At 62.1% G+C, this 16,537-nt stretch carries 15 protein-coding genes; 7 read left to right on the plus strand and 8 right to left on the minus strand.

The genetic code is table 11. The annotated features are described in order from the left end of the window. The first annotated feature begins 82 nt into the window (after positions 1 to 82). From HU715_RS00360 to HU715_RS00370, 3 genes are all read left to right on the plus strand, one after another. The gene (locus HU715_RS00360) at positions 83 to 625 is read left to right on the plus strand and encodes a YaeQ family protein (protein ID WP_122568769.1); all 543 of its coding nucleotides are present in this window, start codon (positions 83 to 85) and stop codon (positions 623 to 625) included. 157 nt (positions 626 to 782) lie between these two features. Next, complete coding sequence (gene recJ / locus HU715_RS00365) at positions 783 to 2,492, plus strand: single-stranded-DNA-specific exonuclease RecJ (protein ID WP_186705445.1); 1,710 nt, start codon at positions 783 to 785, stop codon at positions 2,490 to 2,492. Positions 2,493 to 2,847: 355 nt separating this feature from the next. Then, on the plus strand, positions 2,848 to 3,954 hold the full coding sequence (locus HU715_RS00370; protein ID WP_186705446.1) for an NADH:flavin oxidoreductase/NADH oxidase: 1,107 nt from the start codon (positions 2,848 to 2,850) through the stop codon (positions 3,952 to 3,954). A 202-nt stretch (positions 3,955 to 4,156) separates the two neighbouring features. Here HU715_RS00370 and HU715_RS00375 read toward each other — a convergent pair whose 3' ends face one another. After that, positions 4,157 to 5,785, minus strand: coding sequence for a glucan biosynthesis protein D (locus tag HU715_RS00375; RefSeq protein WP_186705447.1), 1,629 nt, complete (start codon positions 5,783 to 5,785; stop codon positions 4,157 to 4,159). Positions 5,786 to 6,147: 362 nt separating this feature from the next. On the opposite strand from HU715_RS00375, the gene HU715_RS00380 reads away from it, so the two are divergent. From HU715_RS00380 to HU715_RS00390, 3 genes are all read left to right on the plus strand, one after another. Beyond that, positions 6,148 to 6,333, plus strand: a complete 186-nt coding sequence (locus tag HU715_RS00380; RefSeq protein ID WP_186705448.1) for a hypothetical protein — start codon at positions 6,148 to 6,150, stop codon at positions 6,331 to 6,333. Positions 6,334 to 6,493: 160 nt separating this feature from the next. Next, a complete protein-coding gene (locus HU715_RS00385) occupies positions 6,494 to 6,739 on the plus strand; it encodes a type II toxin-antitoxin system PrlF family antitoxin (protein WP_186705449.1) in 246 nt (81 codons plus the stop codon). Beyond that, positions 6,739 to 7,140 carry a type II toxin-antitoxin system VapC family toxin gene (locus HU715_RS00390; RefSeq protein ID WP_186705450.1) on the plus strand — a complete coding sequence of 134 codons (402 nt, stop codon included), beginning with the start codon at positions 6,739 to 6,741 and terminating at the stop codon, positions 7,138 to 7,140. Before HU715_RS00385 ends, HU715_RS00390 begins: the two co-directional genes overlap by 1 nt. A 63-nt stretch (positions 7,141 to 7,203) precedes the next feature. Here the strand turns inward: HU715_RS00390 and HU715_RS00395 are convergent, their stop codons facing one another. The 7 genes from HU715_RS00395 to HU715_RS00425 form a co-directional block, all read right to left on the minus strand. Next, a complete protein-coding gene (locus HU715_RS00395; protein ID WP_186705451.1) occupies positions 7,204 to 8,628 on the minus strand; it encodes a gamma-aminobutyraldehyde dehydrogenase in 1,425 nt (474 codons plus the stop codon). A 147-nt stretch (positions 8,629 to 8,775) separates the two neighbouring features. Next, positions 8,776 to 9,594 (minus strand): ABC transporter permease, encoded by an 819-nt coding sequence (locus HU715_RS00400; RefSeq protein ID WP_186705452.1) that lies wholly within the window; start codon positions 9,592 to 9,594, stop codon positions 8,776 to 8,778. Continuing rightward, on the minus strand, positions 9,584 to 10,531 hold the full coding sequence (locus HU715_RS00405; RefSeq protein WP_186705453.1) for an ABC transporter permease: 948 nt from the start codon (positions 10,529 to 10,531) through the stop codon (positions 9,584 to 9,586). Before HU715_RS00405 ends, HU715_RS00400 begins: the two co-directional genes overlap by 11 nt. Position 10,532: 1 nt before the next feature. After that, a complete protein-coding gene (locus tag HU715_RS00410) occupies positions 10,533 to 11,570 on the minus strand; it encodes an ABC transporter ATP-binding protein (RefSeq protein ID WP_186705454.1) in 1,038 nt (345 codons plus the stop codon). 220 nt (positions 11,571 to 11,790) lie between these two features. Next, positions 11,791 to 12,942, minus strand: a complete 1,152-nt coding sequence (gene ydcS / locus HU715_RS00415) for a putative ABC transporter substrate-binding protein YdcS (RefSeq protein ID WP_186705455.1) — start codon at positions 12,940 to 12,942, stop codon at positions 11,791 to 11,793. A 90-nt stretch (positions 12,943 to 13,032) separates the two neighbouring features. After that, positions 13,033 to 14,490 carry a gamma-aminobutyraldehyde dehydrogenase gene (locus HU715_RS00420; RefSeq protein WP_186705456.1) on the minus strand — a complete coding sequence of 486 codons (1,458 nt, stop codon included), beginning with the start codon at positions 14,488 to 14,490 and terminating at the stop codon, positions 13,033 to 13,035. A gap of 201 nt (positions 14,491 to 14,691) precedes the next feature. Then, positions 14,692 to 15,606 (minus strand): LysR family transcriptional regulator, encoded by a 915-nt coding sequence (locus HU715_RS00425; RefSeq protein WP_186705457.1) that lies wholly within the window; start codon positions 15,604 to 15,606, stop codon positions 14,692 to 14,694. A 181-nt stretch (positions 15,607 to 15,787) separates the two neighbouring features. On the opposite strand from HU715_RS00425, the gene HU715_RS00430 reads away from it, so the two are divergent. Continuing rightward, the gene (locus tag HU715_RS00430; protein WP_186705458.1) at positions 15,788 to 16,498 is read left to right on the plus strand and encodes a tellurite resistance TerB family protein; all 711 of its coding nucleotides are present in this window, start codon (positions 15,788 to 15,790) and stop codon (positions 16,496 to 16,498) included. Positions 16,499 to 16,537: the final 39 nt, after the last annotated feature.

Consider the following 16,537-nt stretch of genomic DNA (forward strand, 5'->3'; position numbering starts at 1 on the left):
GCAGGTTGATGGTCGGCAATTCGTGGATTGCCCGCGTCATCGGTTAGACTTGCCGCCTTTCCTCGTATCAAGAAGCCCGTTCATGGCCCAGCCGTCCACGACCTACAAGTTTGAACTGAACCTCACCGACCTCGACCGCAATGTGTACGAGAATGTGAAGCAGACCATCGCCCGCCACCCTTCGGAAACCGAAGAGCGCATGACCGTGCGCCTGCTGGCCTACGCGTTCTGGTACAACGAGCTGCTGGCGTTTGGTCGTGGTCTGTCAGACGTCGATGAGCCTGCGCTGTGGGAAAAAAGCCTGGATGACCGGGTGCTGCACTGGATCGAAGTCGGTCAGCCGGATGCCGATCGTCTGACCTGGTGCTCGCGCCGGACCGAGCGCACCAGCCTGCTGGCCTACGGCAGCCTGCGGGTGTGGGAAGGCAAGGTGATTCCGGCGGTCAAGAACCTGAAGAACGTCAACATCGCCGCCGTGCCCCAGGAAGTGCTCGAAACCCTGGCCAAGGACATGCCCCGGGTGATCAAGTGGGATGTGATGATCAGCGAAGGCACGATTTTCGTGACTGACGACCGTGGCCAGCATGAAGTCCAGCTCCAATGGTTGCTGGGCGAACGCGGTTGAGCCATTGACAGGTATTGAGTGAACTCATTGTGGCGAGGGAGCTTGCTCCCGCTTGGGTACGCAGCGCCCACAATCAAGGGGGCCGCTACGCAGCCCAGCGGGAGCAAGCTCCCTCGCCACGGTCCAGGACCAAAAAGTAGAGAAATGTCCGTCCCCCATGCGTATAGAACCCCGCCAACTGCCCGACACCCTGCCGTTCCTCGGTGACCTGCCGCCCCTGTTGACCCGCCTGTACGCAGCACGCGGCGTGCAGTCCGAGGCCGAACTGGACAAGAGCCTGGCGCGCTTGATTCCGTTCCAGCAGCTCAAGGGGATCGACGCCGCGGTGGATCTGCTGGTGACGGCGCTGGAGCAACGCCAGCGGATCCTGATCGTCGGGGATTTCGATGCCGATGGCGCGACGGCCAGCACGGTGGGCATGTTGGGCTTGCGCCTGCTGGGTGCGGCCCATGTCGATTACCTGGTGCCCAATCGCTTCGAATATGGCTATGGGCTGACCCCGGAAATCGTCGAAGTCGCCCTGGCCCGCGAACCGCAATTGCTGATCACCGTGGATAACGGCATTTCCAGTGTGGAAGGCGTGGCGGCGGCGAAAGCGGCGGGGCTTCGGGTGCTGGTCACCGACCACCACTTGCCGGGCCTCGAATTGCCGGCGGCAGACGCCATCGTCAATCCGAACCAGCCGGGCTGCGAGTTCCCGAGCAAGGCCCTGGCCGGTGTCGGGGTGATTTTTTATGTGCTGATGGCGCTGCGGGCGCGTTTGCGCAGCCTGGGCTGGTACGCCAGCACCCCTCAGCCGAACATTGGCGAATTGCTCGACCTGGTGGCCCTGGGCAGCGTGGCCGACGTGGTACCGCTGGACGCGAATAATCGGATCCTGGTGCACCAGGGCCTGGAACGGATTCGCGCCGGACGCGCCCGGCCCGGCATCAAGGCGATCCTGGAAGTGGCCAAGCGCGACGCAGCGCGGATTACTTCCACTGACCTCGGATTTATCCTCGGGCCGCGTCTGAATGCGGCCGGGCGCCTGGACGACATGAGCCTGGGCATCGAATGCCTGCTCACCGACGACCCGGCCCTGGCGCGGGAAATGGCGGCGCAACTGGACGGCATGAACCAGGACCGCAAATCCATCGAGCAAGGCATGCAGCGTGAAGCCCTGGCCCAGCTCAAGGACCTGCCGGTGGAGTCGATGCCATTCGGCTTGTGCCTGTTCGATCCGCAGTGGCACCAAGGGGTGATCGGCATCCTCGCCTCGCGGATGAAAGAACGTTATTTCCGGCCGACCATCGCCTTTGCCGACGCCGGCGACGGCTTGCTCAAGGGCTCGGGGCGCTCGGTGCCGGGCTTCCACATTCGCGATGCGCTGAGCGTCGTGGCGGCGCAGCATCCGACGCTGATCAGCAAGTACGGCGGTCACGCCATGGCGGCGGGGCTGACGCTGCCGGAGGCGAATTTTCCATTGTTCGCCGAAGCGTTCGATGCGGAAGTGCGCCGGCAACTGCGCGAAGAAGACCTGACCGGCCGGCTGTTGTCGGATGGCACCCTGGCGGTGGAGGAGTTTCATCTGGAACTGGCCCGGGCGCTGCGGCATGCCGGTCCCTGGGGCCAGCATTTCCCGGAGCCGATGTTCCATGGCGTGTTCCAGTTGGTCGAGCAACGCGTGGTGGGCGAACGGCACCTGAAGGTCATCCTCAAGAGCGAATGCGGCTCGGTGAAGCTCGACGGCATTGCCTTCGGCATCGACCGCGAGATCTGGCCCAACCCTACCGTGCGCTGGGTGGAGCTGGCCTACAAGCTCGACCTCAACGAGTTCCGCGGCCAGGAAACGGTGCAGTTGATGATTGCCCATATCGAGCCGCGGTAGGCGATACGCCGATCGGCCTTTGTGGCGAGGGAGCTTGCTCCCGCTGGACGCGACAGCGTCCCCTTGCAATGTGATGGCTGGAACTCAGGGGGCCGCTTCGCAGCCCAACGGGAGCAAGCTCCCTCGCCACGAGATGCAAGCAGCCTTGAGCGAACGTCGTTGCGTCACACCGTCGGTTTTTAAGTTCTGAACCCTCCGTCCTCGCGGGTTGTCGACTAGGCTCTAAGCACTGCTTGATAGCCCTTGTGACGTCTTGTCGAATTTTTGCCCGCGGGGGCGGGTGTTGTACCTTTTGTCACTCGTCGACTGTTCAAACAGAACCCTGGAGCCTGCCCACTGATTCGAGAGGTGCCCCATGAGTCTGCTGCTGGAACCCTATACCCTTCGCCAATTGACCCTGCCCAATCGCATCGCGGTATCGCCGATGTGCCAGTATTCGAGCACCGATGGCCTGGCCAACGATTGGCACCTGGTGCACTTGGGCAGCCGCGCCGTGGGCGGTGCCGGCCTGGTGTTCACCGAAGCCACCGCCGTGACCGCCGACGGTCGCATCACCGCCCAGGACCTGGGGCTGTGGAACGATGAACAGATCGAACCCCTGCAACGCATCACCCGGTTCATCACCGCCCAAGGCGCCGTGCCGGGCATACAACTGGCCCATGCCGGACGCAAGGCCAGCACCTGGCGACCCTGGCTGGGCAAGCATGGCAGCGTCAAACCGGCGGACGGCGGCTGGGTGCCGGTCGGCCCGTCGCCGATTGCCTTCGATCCGCAACACACCCAGCCGGTGCAGTTGGACGAAGGGCAGATCGCCGATCTGATCCAGGCCTTCGTGGAGGCGGCCAAGCGCGCCCTCACGGCCGGCTTCAAGGTGGTCGAGGTCCACGCGGCCCATGGTTATCTGCTGCATCAATTCCTGTCGCCGTTGAGCAATCAGCGGCGCGATCAATACGGCGGCTCGTTCGAGAACCGCATCCGGCTGGTGCTGCAAGTCACCAAGGCGATCCGGGCCGTATGGCCTGAAGAACTGCCGGTGTTCGTGCGCGTCTCCGCCACCGATTGGGTCGAGGACGGTTGGAACCCGGACGAAACCGTGGAACTGGCGCGGCGCTTCAGGGCGCTGGGGGTGGACCTGATCGATGTGTCATCGGGCGGCACGGCCGCCAATGCGGAAATTCCCACCGGCCCGGGTTACCAGACACGCTTTGCCGAGCGGGTGCGCAAGGAGTCGGAAATCGCCACCGGCACCGTCGGCATGATCACCGAACCGGCCCAGGCCGAGCACATCCTGCGCACTTGCCAGGCGGACATTATTTTCCTGGCCCGGGAATTGTTGCGTGATCCGTACTGGGCCCTGCATGCCGATGATGATCTGGGCGGCCGCAAGGCCACGTGGCCGGCGCAATACCAGCGGGCCACCCATCGGGACCAGCCGATTCATGAGTCGGATTTGCGGGACTAAGGGGTCGATAAAACAGGAAGCCCCGGTCGATTGGCCGGGGCTTTTTTTGTTTTATCTGGAATCGTTGGTGCTTGTACTGCCGCCTTCGCGAGCAAGCCCGCTCCCACAGGGATTGGATGTGGCTCACAAACTCTGTGGATAACACAAGCCCACTGTGGGAGCGGGCTTGCTCGCGAAGGCGTCATCCCTGACGCAGCAGGGCTCAGGGATACTTACGCTTATCCGGCGCCGGCGGGAAGTACTGGTACAACCAGGTCTCGCTCAAGGTCCGGTCCTTGGTGCGAATGAACAGGCGCATCTGTACCGGGTCCACACGGTCGTCGGTCGGGTACCAATCGAAGGTGATGCGATAGCCCTTGATCGCATCCAGCACCAACACGTTGAAGTCCTTCACTTCGCCGTGGGAGCAGGTCACCACCGGTTCGATGCCGGTGCCCGGCGGCAGTTGGTCGAGGCCACCGCCGCTGAAGTCCACGGCGAAACGGCGTGCCCAGACGGTCGGGTAATGCTCGCCCGGTGCCCAACCTTCGATGAAGCCGCCCATGCCTGAACGGGTGGCGTCGACATGGGCCAGGTCGGTGCTGACCGGCGGCAGGGCGCTCCAGTAGAGCTTGTAGCCATAGTTCAGCGAGTCACCGGCGGCCACCGGTTTTTTCGGCGTCCAGAACGCGACGATGTTGTCCAGGGTTTCGCCGGTAGTCGGAATCTCCAGCAGGTCGACCGAGCCTTCGCCCCAGGCCGTCGTCGGTTCGACCCACAGGCTCGGACGCTTGCTGTACCAGTCCACGGTGTCCTGGTAGCTGGCAAAGTCGTGATCGGTCTGCACCAGGCCGAAGCCTTTTGGGTCCTTGTCGGCGAACGCATTGAATTGCAGGGTGGCGGGGTTGTTCAACGGACGACAGACCCACTCGCCGTTGCCGCGCCACATGGCCAGACGGTCGGAGTCGTGGATTTGCGGGTGAATGGTGTCGCACATGCGCCGCTCGACGGTGCCGCAACTGAACATGCTGGTCATGGGGGCGATACCCAGTTGCTCGATGGCGGTACGGGCGTTGACGTGTGCGTCGATCTCCATCACCACCCGGGTCGGCTGGCAATCGATGTCGAACCGATAGGCACCGGTAGCACTGGGGGAGTCGAGCAGGGCGTAGACCACGAAGCGGGTGCTGTTCTTGTCCGGGGTTTCGAACCAGAATTTAGTGAAGTCCGGGAATTCCTCGCGCTTCTTGGCGTAGGTGTCGATGGCCAGGCCGCGGGCCGACAGCCCGTACTGGCCACTGGCGTCCACCGCGCGGAAATAGCTGGCGCCCAGGAACGAAACGATGTCGTGCCGATCCAGCTCCGGCGCCTTGAAGACGCGAAAGCCGGCGAAGCCCAGGTCACCCGTCAATTGCGAGGTGTTGACCGTGGTTTTCTCATAGTTGAACAGCTCCGGACGGAAGTGCACCTCACGGGCCATACGTGTCTTCGGATCGACGCTGTACATGCGCACCGGCTGCTTGAAGCCCATGCCGACGTGGAAAAACTGTGCATCCAGTTGCCGCCCGTCCAGATCATTCCATAACGAATGGTTGACGTCGTACTGGATGGCGTTGAACTGCAGCGGCGACATCTGGGCCAGGGTCGGTGGCAGGACTTGCTTGGTGTCGACGTAGCGGCTCTCGGCCAGCCGCTTGGCCTGTTCCTTCAAACCGTTGAAGTCGAAGGGACGGGCTTCGCCGTCGGCGGTCTGTTCGGCGGCCCAGGCGCGTGCGGCCATGAGCCCGGAGGCCGATAGCCCGGTGTAGGCGGCGAAGGCCATGGAGGCCTTGAGCAGATTCCTGCGGTGCATAAATACAACCTTTCTCGAAACAGCCCCGAGCCGATCCTGGCCACAGCGACTGATAAAGGAGTTCGGACATGCCTTTGGCCAAACGCGACGAACGTTAGAACAGATGCCTGAGAGCTGGATCGGTTCACCGAGGCGCAAAATCATAGGGGAAATACAGGCTTGGAGAGATAGGAAAGCGTGGCATGGTTAAATTTTCTTACAGTTATTTCTTTTTTTATGCCGATTCCCTGTTTTTTTGACTAATTACTCTAAAACTCCCTTTTCACGCTTTGAATCCTCCCTATTCTTTAGCGTGACAGACGATCCAACCCGGGTTTCAGACGGCGCTATCAGGTCAACCTCGACGTTAAGAAGGACAACTCATGACAAAAATACAGGGCATCACCGAAATGCTGGGGATCTTTCCAGGCCTGACCCACCCGCGCAGGACACGCCGGCTCAGCCTGGAAGAAATGAGATTGGTCGAGCGTTATCGGGAGTTGTCGGAAAACGACCGCATCGCCATGCGTTACCTGGTGGATGCGATGCGCAGTGTTTCGCGGTTTTGACCAGAGACCCTGCAGCCTTTAAATGGCCTCGCAATTTTCCTACCAACGAGTGGGAATTTTCAAACGAGGCCAAGCACATCGGCCTACCGTCAGCGGCGGTTGCAGGCCTGAGCGTGAAGTATTACTTTTCTATGTGAAGTAATACTTTGAGGAGAATACAGTGCCGACGACTATGACCAGCAAAGGACAAGTCACCATTCCCAAACCCATTCGCGACGCGCTGCACTTGATTCCTGGCTGTGCGGTAGAGTTCAGCATCAATGCACAGGGCGAGGTAGTGCTGCATGCAGGTAAGCCCGGAACAGCCGAGGCAGCTATCGGTGATCGCTTTGAAGCTGTCCGTGGCAGGGCGGATATCAAATGGCGCACAGACGATCTAATGGCCCTGTTGCGTGGTGAAGACTGATGATATTGGTCGATACCAACGTCTTGATCGATGTGCTGGAAGATGATCCGGTTTGGGCTGATTGGTCCATCGAGCAGATGCGTGCCCAATCCAAAATTCACAATTTGGTAATCAATCCAGTTATTTATGCTGAACTGTCCCAGACATTTTCTACCTTCGAAGCGTTGAATGAGGTTGTCGAAGAGATGGGGCTGCTAATGCAGGAGGTACCTCGTCCAGCGTTGTTTTTGGCAGGGAAGGCTTTTGTGCGTTATCGAAAGGTGGGCGGTAGCAAAAATAATGTGTTTGCCGATTTCTTCATCGGTGCCCATGCGGCTGTCAAGCGTCTTCCTTTGCTTACGCGTGATGCGAAGCGTTACCGAAGTTATTTTCCTTCGGTGCAGTTGGTGGTGCCATCGTGAGATGCGCTTCACCACGACCAGTATCGTCCCCTTGGTCGTGGTGTAATCGCAATTAGCATTGGCTCAATGCTTGAACATCACATGCCGCACCACCGTGTAATCCTCCAGCCCATACATGGACATGTCCTTGCCATAGCCGGAACGTTTCTGACCGCCATGGGGCATTTCGCTGACGAGCATGAAGTGAGTGTTCACCCAGGTGCAGCCGTATTGCAGGCGTGCCGACAGGCGATGGGCACGGCCGATGTCGGCGGTCCATACCGATGAGGCCAGGCCGTAGTCCGAATCGTTGGCCCAGGCCAGCACTTGCGCTTCGTCGAGGAACGGAGTGACGGACACCACCGGCCCGAAGACCTCCCGGCGGACAATTTCGTCATCCTGCTGGGCGTCGGCCAGCACCGTCGGTTCGAAGAAGAACCCGTTGCCGTCCACGGCCTTGCCACCGGTGATCAGGCGGATATGCGGCTGGGCGATTGCTCGTTCGACAAAAGCGGCCACGCGGTCGCGGTGCTGGGCGGTGATCAGTGGGCCCATCTCGGTGTCTGGTGCGGTTTGCAGGCCGTATTTGATGCTGCCTACCGCGGCGCCGAGTTTCTCGACGAACCGGTCGTAGATACCTTGCTGGGCATAGATGCGGCAGGCGGCGGTGCAGTCCTGGCCGGCGTTGTAGAAACCGAAGGTGCGGATGCCTTCCACGGCCGCGTCAATGTCGGCGTCGTCGAAGATGATCACCGGGGCTTTACCGCCCAGTTCCATGTGCATGCGCTTGACGCTGTCGGACGTGCTGGAAATGATGTTCGAGCCGGTGGCGATGGAGCCGGTGAGCGACACCATGCGCACTTTCGGGTGAGTGACCAGCGGGTTGCCGACGGTTTGCCCGCGTCCGAAGATCACGTTAAGCACGCCGGCGGGGAAAATCTCCGACGCCAGTTCCGCCAGGCGCAACGCCGTCAATGGGGTCTGCTCCGACGGCTTGAGCACCACGGTATTGCCGGCGGCCAGGGCCGGGGCGATTTTCCAGGCGACCATCATCAGCGGGTAGTTCCACGGCGCGATGGAGGCGATGACCCCCACCGGGTCGCGACGGATCATCGAGGTGTGCCCGGGCAGGTATTCGCCGCCCGCCGAACCGCTCATGCAGCGACTGGCGCCGGCAAAGAAACGGAACACGTCGGCAATCGCCGGTATCTCGTCGTTCAGCGCGGCGCTGAAGGGTTTGCCGCAGTTGTCCGACTCCAGCTTCGCCAGTTCCTCGCCGTGGGCTTCGATGGCATCGGCCAGCTTGAGCAGCAACAAGGAGCGGTCCTTGGGTGGCATTTGCGACCAGGCTTCGAAGGCGTTGTCGGCGGCACGCACGGCGGCATCGACCTGGGCTTCGCTGGCTTCATTGATCTCCACCAGCACCCGGCCCAGCGCCGGGTTGAACACCGCCTGGCCAGGGCCTTCGCCGTTCACCAGATGGCCGTTGATCAGCAGTTTGGTTTGCATGTCCATGTCCTCTTGATTCTTGCTTTTGATCTGGGTGGGAGCGGGCTTGCTCGCGAAGGCGGCGTGTCAGTCGACGCAAATGTTGGATGACACACCGCCTTCGCGAGCAAGCCCGCTCCCACAAGGGATCCGGTTCCACAGTGACATTTACTTCCCGCCACTCCCCGCCACGCTCTCACCCCCACGGGTCAGGTAATACGCGCCCAATATCGGCACCATCGTGACCATCATCACCAGCATCGCCACCACGTTGGTCACTGGCACATCGCGAGGGCGGCTGAGTTGGTTGAGCAGCCACAGCGGCAAGGTGCGTTCGTGGCCGGCGGTGAAGGTGGTGACTATGATCTCGTCGAACGACAGCGCAAACGCCAGCATCCCACCGGCCAGCAGGGCCGACCCCAGGTTAGGCAAGATGATGTAGCGAAAGGTCTGCCAACCGTCGGCGCCCAGGTCCATCGAGGCTTCGATCAGGCTGTGGGAAGTACGGCGCAGGCGGGCGATGACGTTGTTGTAGACGATCACCACGCAGAAGGTTGCATGGCCGACGATGATGGTGAACATCCCCGGTTCGATGCCCAGGGTCTTGAAGGTCGCCAGCAGTGCTATGCCGGTGATGATCCCCGGCAAGGCAATTGGCAGGATCAGCATCAGCGAAATGCCCTGTTTGCCGAAGAAATCGCGGCGGTACAGCGCCGCCGAGGCCAGGGTGCCAAGCACCATGGCGATCAGCGTGGCGATGGCCGCGATCTGCAACGACAGCTTGATCGCCTCCAGCACGTCCGGGCGTGAGAAGGCGACGCTGAACCACTTCAGGGTCAGGCCCTTGGGCGGAAAACTGAACGCCGCATCTTCAGTATTGAAGGCGTAGAGGAAGATGATCAGGATCGGAAAGTGCAGGAACACCAATCCGCCCCACGCCGCGATCCGCAAGCCCCACGAGGCTCGGTCTTGAGAGTCAGAGTGCATCGAATGCCCCCAGTCGCTTGACGACGGATAGATAGATCGCGATCAGCACGATGGGTACCAGGGTGAACGCCGCGGCCATGGGCATGTTGCCGATGGCGCCTTGCTGGGCGTAGACCATGCTGCCGACGAAGTAGCCCGGTGGGCCTACCAGTTGCGGCACGATGAAGTCCCCCAGGGTCAGCGAGAAAGTGAAGATCGAGCCGGCGGCAATGCCGGGGATCGACAGTGGCAGGATCACTTGCATGAACGTCTGGCGCGGCCTGGCGCCCAAGTCCGCCGAGGCTTGCAGCAGCGACGGCGGCAGACGCTCCAGGGACGCCTGGATCGGCAGGATCATGAACGGCAGCCAGATGTAGACGAACACCAGGAAACGCCCCAGGTGTGAGGTGGACAAGGTGCTGCCGCCCACGCCCGGGATCCCCAGCACGAACTGCAGCACCGGCCCCAGGCCCAGGTGCTGGACGAACCACTGCGCCACGCCGCCCTTGGCCAGCAGCAGCGTCCAGGCATAGGCCTTGACGATATAGCTGGCCCACATTGGCAGCATGACTGCGATGTAGAAAAACGCCTTGGTCTTGCCGCGGGTGTAGCGCGCCATGTAGTAGGCGATCGGGAACGCGACGATGGCGCTGGCGATGGACACCGCAATGGCCATGCTCAGGGTGCGCAAAATGATGTCGAAGTTCGACGGCTGGAACAGCGCCGTGAAGTTCGCCAGGGTCAGGTCCGGCGTCACCGCCATGGTGAAGTCATCGAAGGTGTAGAAACCCTGCCACAGCAAGGTCAGCAGCGAGCCAAGGTAGATCGCGCCGAACCACAGCAGCGGCGGCACCAGCAATAGCGACAGGTACAGGTTGGGCCGTCGGTACAGCAGGTTGGAAAAACGCCGCAGCGGCGAACCGGGTGCAGGCGTTGGAGCGATGGCCAGCGTGTTCATCTCACACCTCGCCACTGACGGCGTCGTGCAGCGTGACCATCGCCTCACGGGCCCAGCGAACGCTCAGCTGTTGGCCGGCCTGGTGCGGGGCTGCGTTGTCCTGCCACTGTGTGTTGGCCTGGCTGAGGTTCAGGGTCTGGCCGTTGGCAAGTTTCAGCTCATAGCGTGTGGCGCTGCCCTGGTACTGGATGTCGTGCAGCAGGCCGTGGACTTCGACCTCACCATTGGCCAACGGGCCCTCGGCGAAACGCACGTGTTCCGGACGGATCGAGAACGGCTGTGGATAACCGCTCAGTTCCCGTGCCAATTCGCCACGAATCACGTTGGAGGTGCCGACGAATTCGGCGACGAAGGTGGTCGCCGGTTTCATGTACAGGTTGCGTGGCGTATCGACTTGTTCGATGCGGCCCTTGTTGAACACCGCCACGCGGTCGGACATCGACAGCGCTTCGGTCTGGTCGTGGGTGACGAAAATGAAAGTGATGCCCAACTGGCGCTGCAGTTTCTTCAACTCGCCCTGCATCTGTTCACGCAGCTTCAGGTCCAGGGCGCCCAAGGGCTCATCGAGCAACAGTACCCGCGGCCGATTGACCAGCGCACGGGCCAGGGCCACCCGTTGACGCTGGCCGCCGGAGAGCTGCACCGGCTTGCGTTCGCCGTAGCCGCCCAGGGCGACCATCTCCAGGGCCTCGTCGGCGCGCTGGATGCGCTCGGCCTTGGCGACGCCTTTGACCTTTAAGCCGTAGGCGACGTTGTCGCGCACGTTCATGTGGGGGAAGAGGGCGTAATCCTGGAACACCGTGTTGACGTCCCGCTGATACGGCGCAAGCCCCGTGGCTTCCTCTCCGTGGATGCGGATCGAGCCGGCACTGGGTTGTTCAAACCCGGCGATCAGCCGCAGGCAGGTGGTCTTGCCCGAGCCGGACGGGCCCAGCATGGAAAAGAACTCGCCGTCCTGGATGTCGATGGAGACCCGGTCTACGGCCTTTACATCGCCGAACTGCCGGGATACCTGGGTGAACTGGACTGCAAGCGTCATGGTGCGGGGCTCCAGAAAGCGGGGCGGGTATGAAATCTCAACGATTGGCAGGCGATCCCGTGGCGAGGGAGCTTGCTCCCGCTGGGTGGCGCAGCCGCCCCAAAACCAGGCGATGCGGTGTGTCAGCTAATACCGCGTCGGTCCGTTTTGGGCGTGCTTCGCACACCAGCGGGAGCAAGCTCCCTCGCCACAAGGGCCGCTCCCATTTATGTGCTGGGGTTTAACGCCCACCCATGATCGCAATGTAATCCTGGGTCCAGCGGCTGTACGGCACGAACTTGCCGCCCTCGGCCTGTGGGGTTTTCCAGAAGGCGATCTTGTCGAATTGATCGAAGCCGTTGGTCTTGCAGCCTTCGGCGCCCAGCAGCTCGCTGCCCTTGCACGCCGCCGGCACCGCTGGCAACGAACCGAACCACGCGGCCACGTCACCCTGGACTTTCGGTTGCAGCGACCAGTCCATCCACTTGTACGCGCAGTTGGGGTGCTTGGCCTCGGCGTGGAGCATCGTTGTGTCGGCCCAGCCGGTGGCGCCTTCTTTCGGAATGGTCGAGGCGATCGGTTGCTTCTCGTTCATCAGGCCGTTGACCTGATAGGGCCAGGCGCCGGACGCCACCACGCCTTCGTTCTTGAAATCGCTCATCTGCACCGTGGTGTCGTGCCAGTAGCGGTGGATCAACGGCTGCTGGGCCCGAAGCAGTTCCAGCACGGCCTTGTACTGGGCTTCGTCGAGTTGGTACGGGTCCTTGATGCCTAGTTCAGGCTTGGCGGTCTTGAGGTACAGCGCCGCGTCGGCGATGTAGATCGGACCATCGTAGGCTTGCACGCGCCCTTTGTTCGGCTTGCCGTCGGGCAATTCCTGGGCATTGAACAGCACGCTCCAACTGGTGGGCGCTTGCTTGAACACCTCGGTGTTGTACATCAGCACGTTCGGGCCCCATTGGTACGGGGTGCCGTAGGTCTGCTGGTTGACCACGTACCACGGCGCATCTTTCAGGCGCGGGTCGAGGTTTTTCCAGTTGGCGATCAGCGCGGTATTGATCGGCTGCACGCGCTTGCCGGCAATCAGCCGCAACGAGGCGTCGCCCGAGGCGGTGACCAGGTCGTAGCCGCCCTTGGTCATCAGGCTGACCATTTCATCGGACGTGGCGGCGGTTTTCACATTGACCTTGCAGCCGGTTTCCTTCTCGAACCCCGTGACCCAGTCGTAGGCCTTGTCGCTTTCTCCGCGTTCGATGTAACCCGGCCAGGCGACGATATCCAGTTGGCCCTCGCCGGCACCGACGGCCTTGAGCGGCTCGGCGGCCTGGAGGCTGACGCTGGTCAGCAGCGCTGTGGTGAGTGCACTGAGCAATGCGGTCTTGTGCGCGTACATGGAAATCCCTCTTGCTTTAATTATGGTCGGGGCAGTGTTCGAACAGGATGAAACGCCATGGTTGGCCTGTTATTAGAGTAGTGCTGTTATCTAGAGATGCTGGCCGTGACGGGCCATGATATGGCGCACCACGCTGTAGTCCTGGAGCGAATCGCTGGACAGGTCCTTACCGTAGCCGGAACGTTTCAGGCCGCCGTGGGGCATTTCGCTGACCAGCATGAAATGGCTGTTGATCCAGGTGCAGCCGTATTGCAACCGCGCCGCCACCTGCATGGCCTTGTCCAGGTTCTGGGTCCATACCGAGGACGCCAGGCCGTATTCCGAATCATTGGCCCATTCCACCGCCTGGCTGAGTTCGTCGAAGCGGGTCACGGTCACGACCGGGCCGAACACCTCGCGCTGGACGATTTCATCGCTTTGCTTGCAGCCGGCCAGCAGGGTGGGTTGGTAATAGAAGCCAGCACCGGAATGCACCGCCGCCCCGGTGATGCGCTCGATGTGCGGCTGGCCGAGGGCGCGCTCGACAAAACTGGCCACGCGGTCGCGCTGGCGGGTGCTGATCAGCGGGCCGATCTCATTGTCGGCGTCGCGCTTGCCGGCAAAGCGCAGGCTGCTGACCGCCGCGCCGAGCTCGGCCACCAGCCGGTCGTGAATTCCGCCCTGGGCGTAGATCCGGCACGCCGCGGTGCAATCCTGCCCGGCGTTGTAATAGCCGTAGGTGCGCACGCCTTCGACCACGGCTTGGATATCGGCGTCGTCGCACACGATCACTGGCGCCTTGCCGCCCAGTTCCAGGTGTGTGCGCTTGAGGGTTTTTGCGGCTGCCTGGAGGATTTTCTGCCCGGTGACGATATCGCCCGTCAGCGAAACCATGCGCACTTTAGGATGGCTGACCAGATGGCTGCCCACCCCTTCGCCACCGCCGCAGAGGATATTGATCACGCCCCGTGGCAGGAGCCGGGCCAGCATCGGCGCCAAGGCCAGGATCGACAACGGCGTGTGCTCCGAGGGCTTGAATACCAATGTGTTGCCCGCGGCCAGGGCCGGGGCGATTTTCCAGGCGGCCATCATGATCGGGTAGTTCCACGGCGCGATGGACGCCACGACGCCGATCGGGTCGCGGCGCACCATGCTGGTATAGCCGGGCAGGTATTCGCCACTGAGCTGGCCGGTCTGGCAGCGCACGGCACCGGCGAAGAAACGAAAGACATCCACCGTGGCGCTCAGGTCATCCTGGCGCGCCAGGTGCAGCGGCTTGCCGCAGTTCAGGGCTTCGAGGCGGGCCAGCTCATCGGCGTTCTGTTCGATGGCGCTGGCGATGTCCAGCAGCAGGTTCGAGCGTTGCTGTGGCGTGGTGCGCGACCAGCCGTCGAAGGCGCGGTGGGCGGCGAGGATCGCGGCTTCCACCTGCTCGGTACTGGCCTCGGCGATGTGAGCCACGACTTCGCCGGTGGCCGGGTTGAGGATCGGCTCGACAACGCCTTCACCGGGAACGAGTTCCCCGTCGATCAGCAACGCGGTGCACAACGGGGTTTGCGTGCCAGCCATGTTCGCCTTCTCTTTTTTAGAGGTGACTACTGCTATCAGTTACAACATAAAACCTGTGGGAGCGAGCCTGCTCGCGATAGCGGTCTATCTGTATCACCGCTTCGCGAGCAGGCTCGCTCCCACAATGGATTGCGGCGATGCAGCAAGACTAGTGCTCAGCCACAATGCCGACAAATTCGAAATACTCAAGGCTGCATTCGATTAAATAGATGGCTTGCGTCCGCCATGAGGCTGTTCCCGGGCCACCGCCAGGAACGGGTCGACCGACGCCGGTCGCGCCGTGCCCCGGCGCCAGGCCAGGCCGACGTCGAGGGTCTGGTTGAGGTCGGCAATCGGTCGCGCTTCGATGATGTCGCCTTCCAGCGACCAGGGGCGGTAGGTCATGTCCGGCTGGATCGACACGCCCAACCCCGCCGCTACCAGGCTGCGCACTGCTTCGGTCGAGGCGGTGCGCAGGGTGACCCTGGGTTGCAGGCCGGCGCCGCGCCAAAGGCGCTGGGCGTTGCGGTCCATTTCGTCGACGTTCAGTTGGATCAGCGGCTCGCGGGCCACATCGGCCAGGTGGATGCTGTCGTGCTCCAGCAAGGGATGCTGCGCCGGTAGCCACAAACGGTGCGGCGAATGCGTCAGGACTTCGGTCTGCAGGGCGTGGCGGTCCTCCAGGTTGGACAGGATCAGCACCCCGACGTCGATTTCGCCGCTGACCAGCAAATGTTCGATGTACGGCCGCTCGTCCTCCATCACGCGGATCTCCACGTTGGGGTAGGCGCGCTGGAAGCGGGTCAGCAGGTCCGCCAGGTAATAACCGGCGACCAGGCTGGTGACGCCAATGGTGACTTGGCCAGCCACCTGGTCGGTGCTTTGTTGCAGGCTGCGCTTGGCGTTGTCGACCGTGGCCAGGATCAGGTGGGCCTGGCGCAGGAATTGATGGCCCTGGTGGGTCAGGGTCATGCCCTTGGCGTGGCGGTTGAACAGGCTGACGCCGATGTCTTGCTCCAGTTGCTGGATGGCCAGGGTCAAGGTGGATTGGGAAATGAACGCCGTTTGCGCCGCGGCGGAGATGGAGCCGGTTTCGGCCACCGCGATGAAATGGCGGATCTGACGCAGAGTCATCATGGACGCGTACCGGTGGGCGGATTTATCGATGTGCTGGAGTGTATATCGTTTTTTTAGAAGGAAAGGAACGTGCACCGCTGGGGGCGTCAGGCAACATCTGGAAGCAATCTCGCCAACGGCGTCGGGCACTTTCGATCTAGGCTGGGGGCCTTACGTTGACCCGAAAATGTGGAGGCAACAAATGAACACCCGTGGATTGCTCGATCAGCTTCTCAAGTCCGGCCAGGAAATGTTGCAGAACAAGGCTGGCGGTTCACAGGGCAAGTCGTCCGGTGGCCTGGGCGGTTTGCTCGGCGGCTCCGGCAACCTGGGCGGGATGCTTTCCGGCGCGGGTGGCGGGGCACTGGCCGCCGGGGCCATGGGCCTGTTGCTGGGCAACAAGAAAGCCCGCAACTTCGGCGGCAAGGCCCTGGCCTATGGCGGCCTGGCGGCCTTGGGCGTGATCGCCTACAAGGCCTATGGCAACTGGCAGGCCCAGCAGGGCAACGCGCCGAAAACCGAACCGCAGACCCTCGACCGCGTGCCCCCGGCGCAGGTCGAGCAGCACAGCCAGGCGATCCTCAAGGCGCTGGTGGCGGCGGCCAAGGCCGACGGCCATGTGGACGAGCGCGAGCGGCAATTGATCGAAGGCGAGTTCACCAAGCTCGACAACGACCAGGAGCTGCAACACTGGCTGCATGCTGAACTCAACAAGCCCTTGGACCCCACCGACGTCGCCCGTGCCGCCAGCACCCCGGAAATGGCCGCGGAAATGTACATCGCCAGCGTGATGCTGGTAGATGAGGAAAACTTCATGGAGAAGTCCTACCTCGATGAACTGGCGCGCCAACTCAAGCTGGAGCCGGGGTTGAAGGTGGAACTGGAAAAACAGGTGCGCCAGGCGACTGTATAAAGCAGCATCAACGCTATTCCTTGTGGGAGCGAGCCTGCT

The sequence above is a fragment of the Pseudomonas zanjanensis genome, assembly GCF_014268745.2.
In the GTDB taxonomy this organism is placed as follows: domain Bacteria; phylum Pseudomonadota; class Gammaproteobacteria; order Pseudomonadales; family Pseudomonadaceae; genus Aquipseudomonas; species Aquipseudomonas zanjanensis.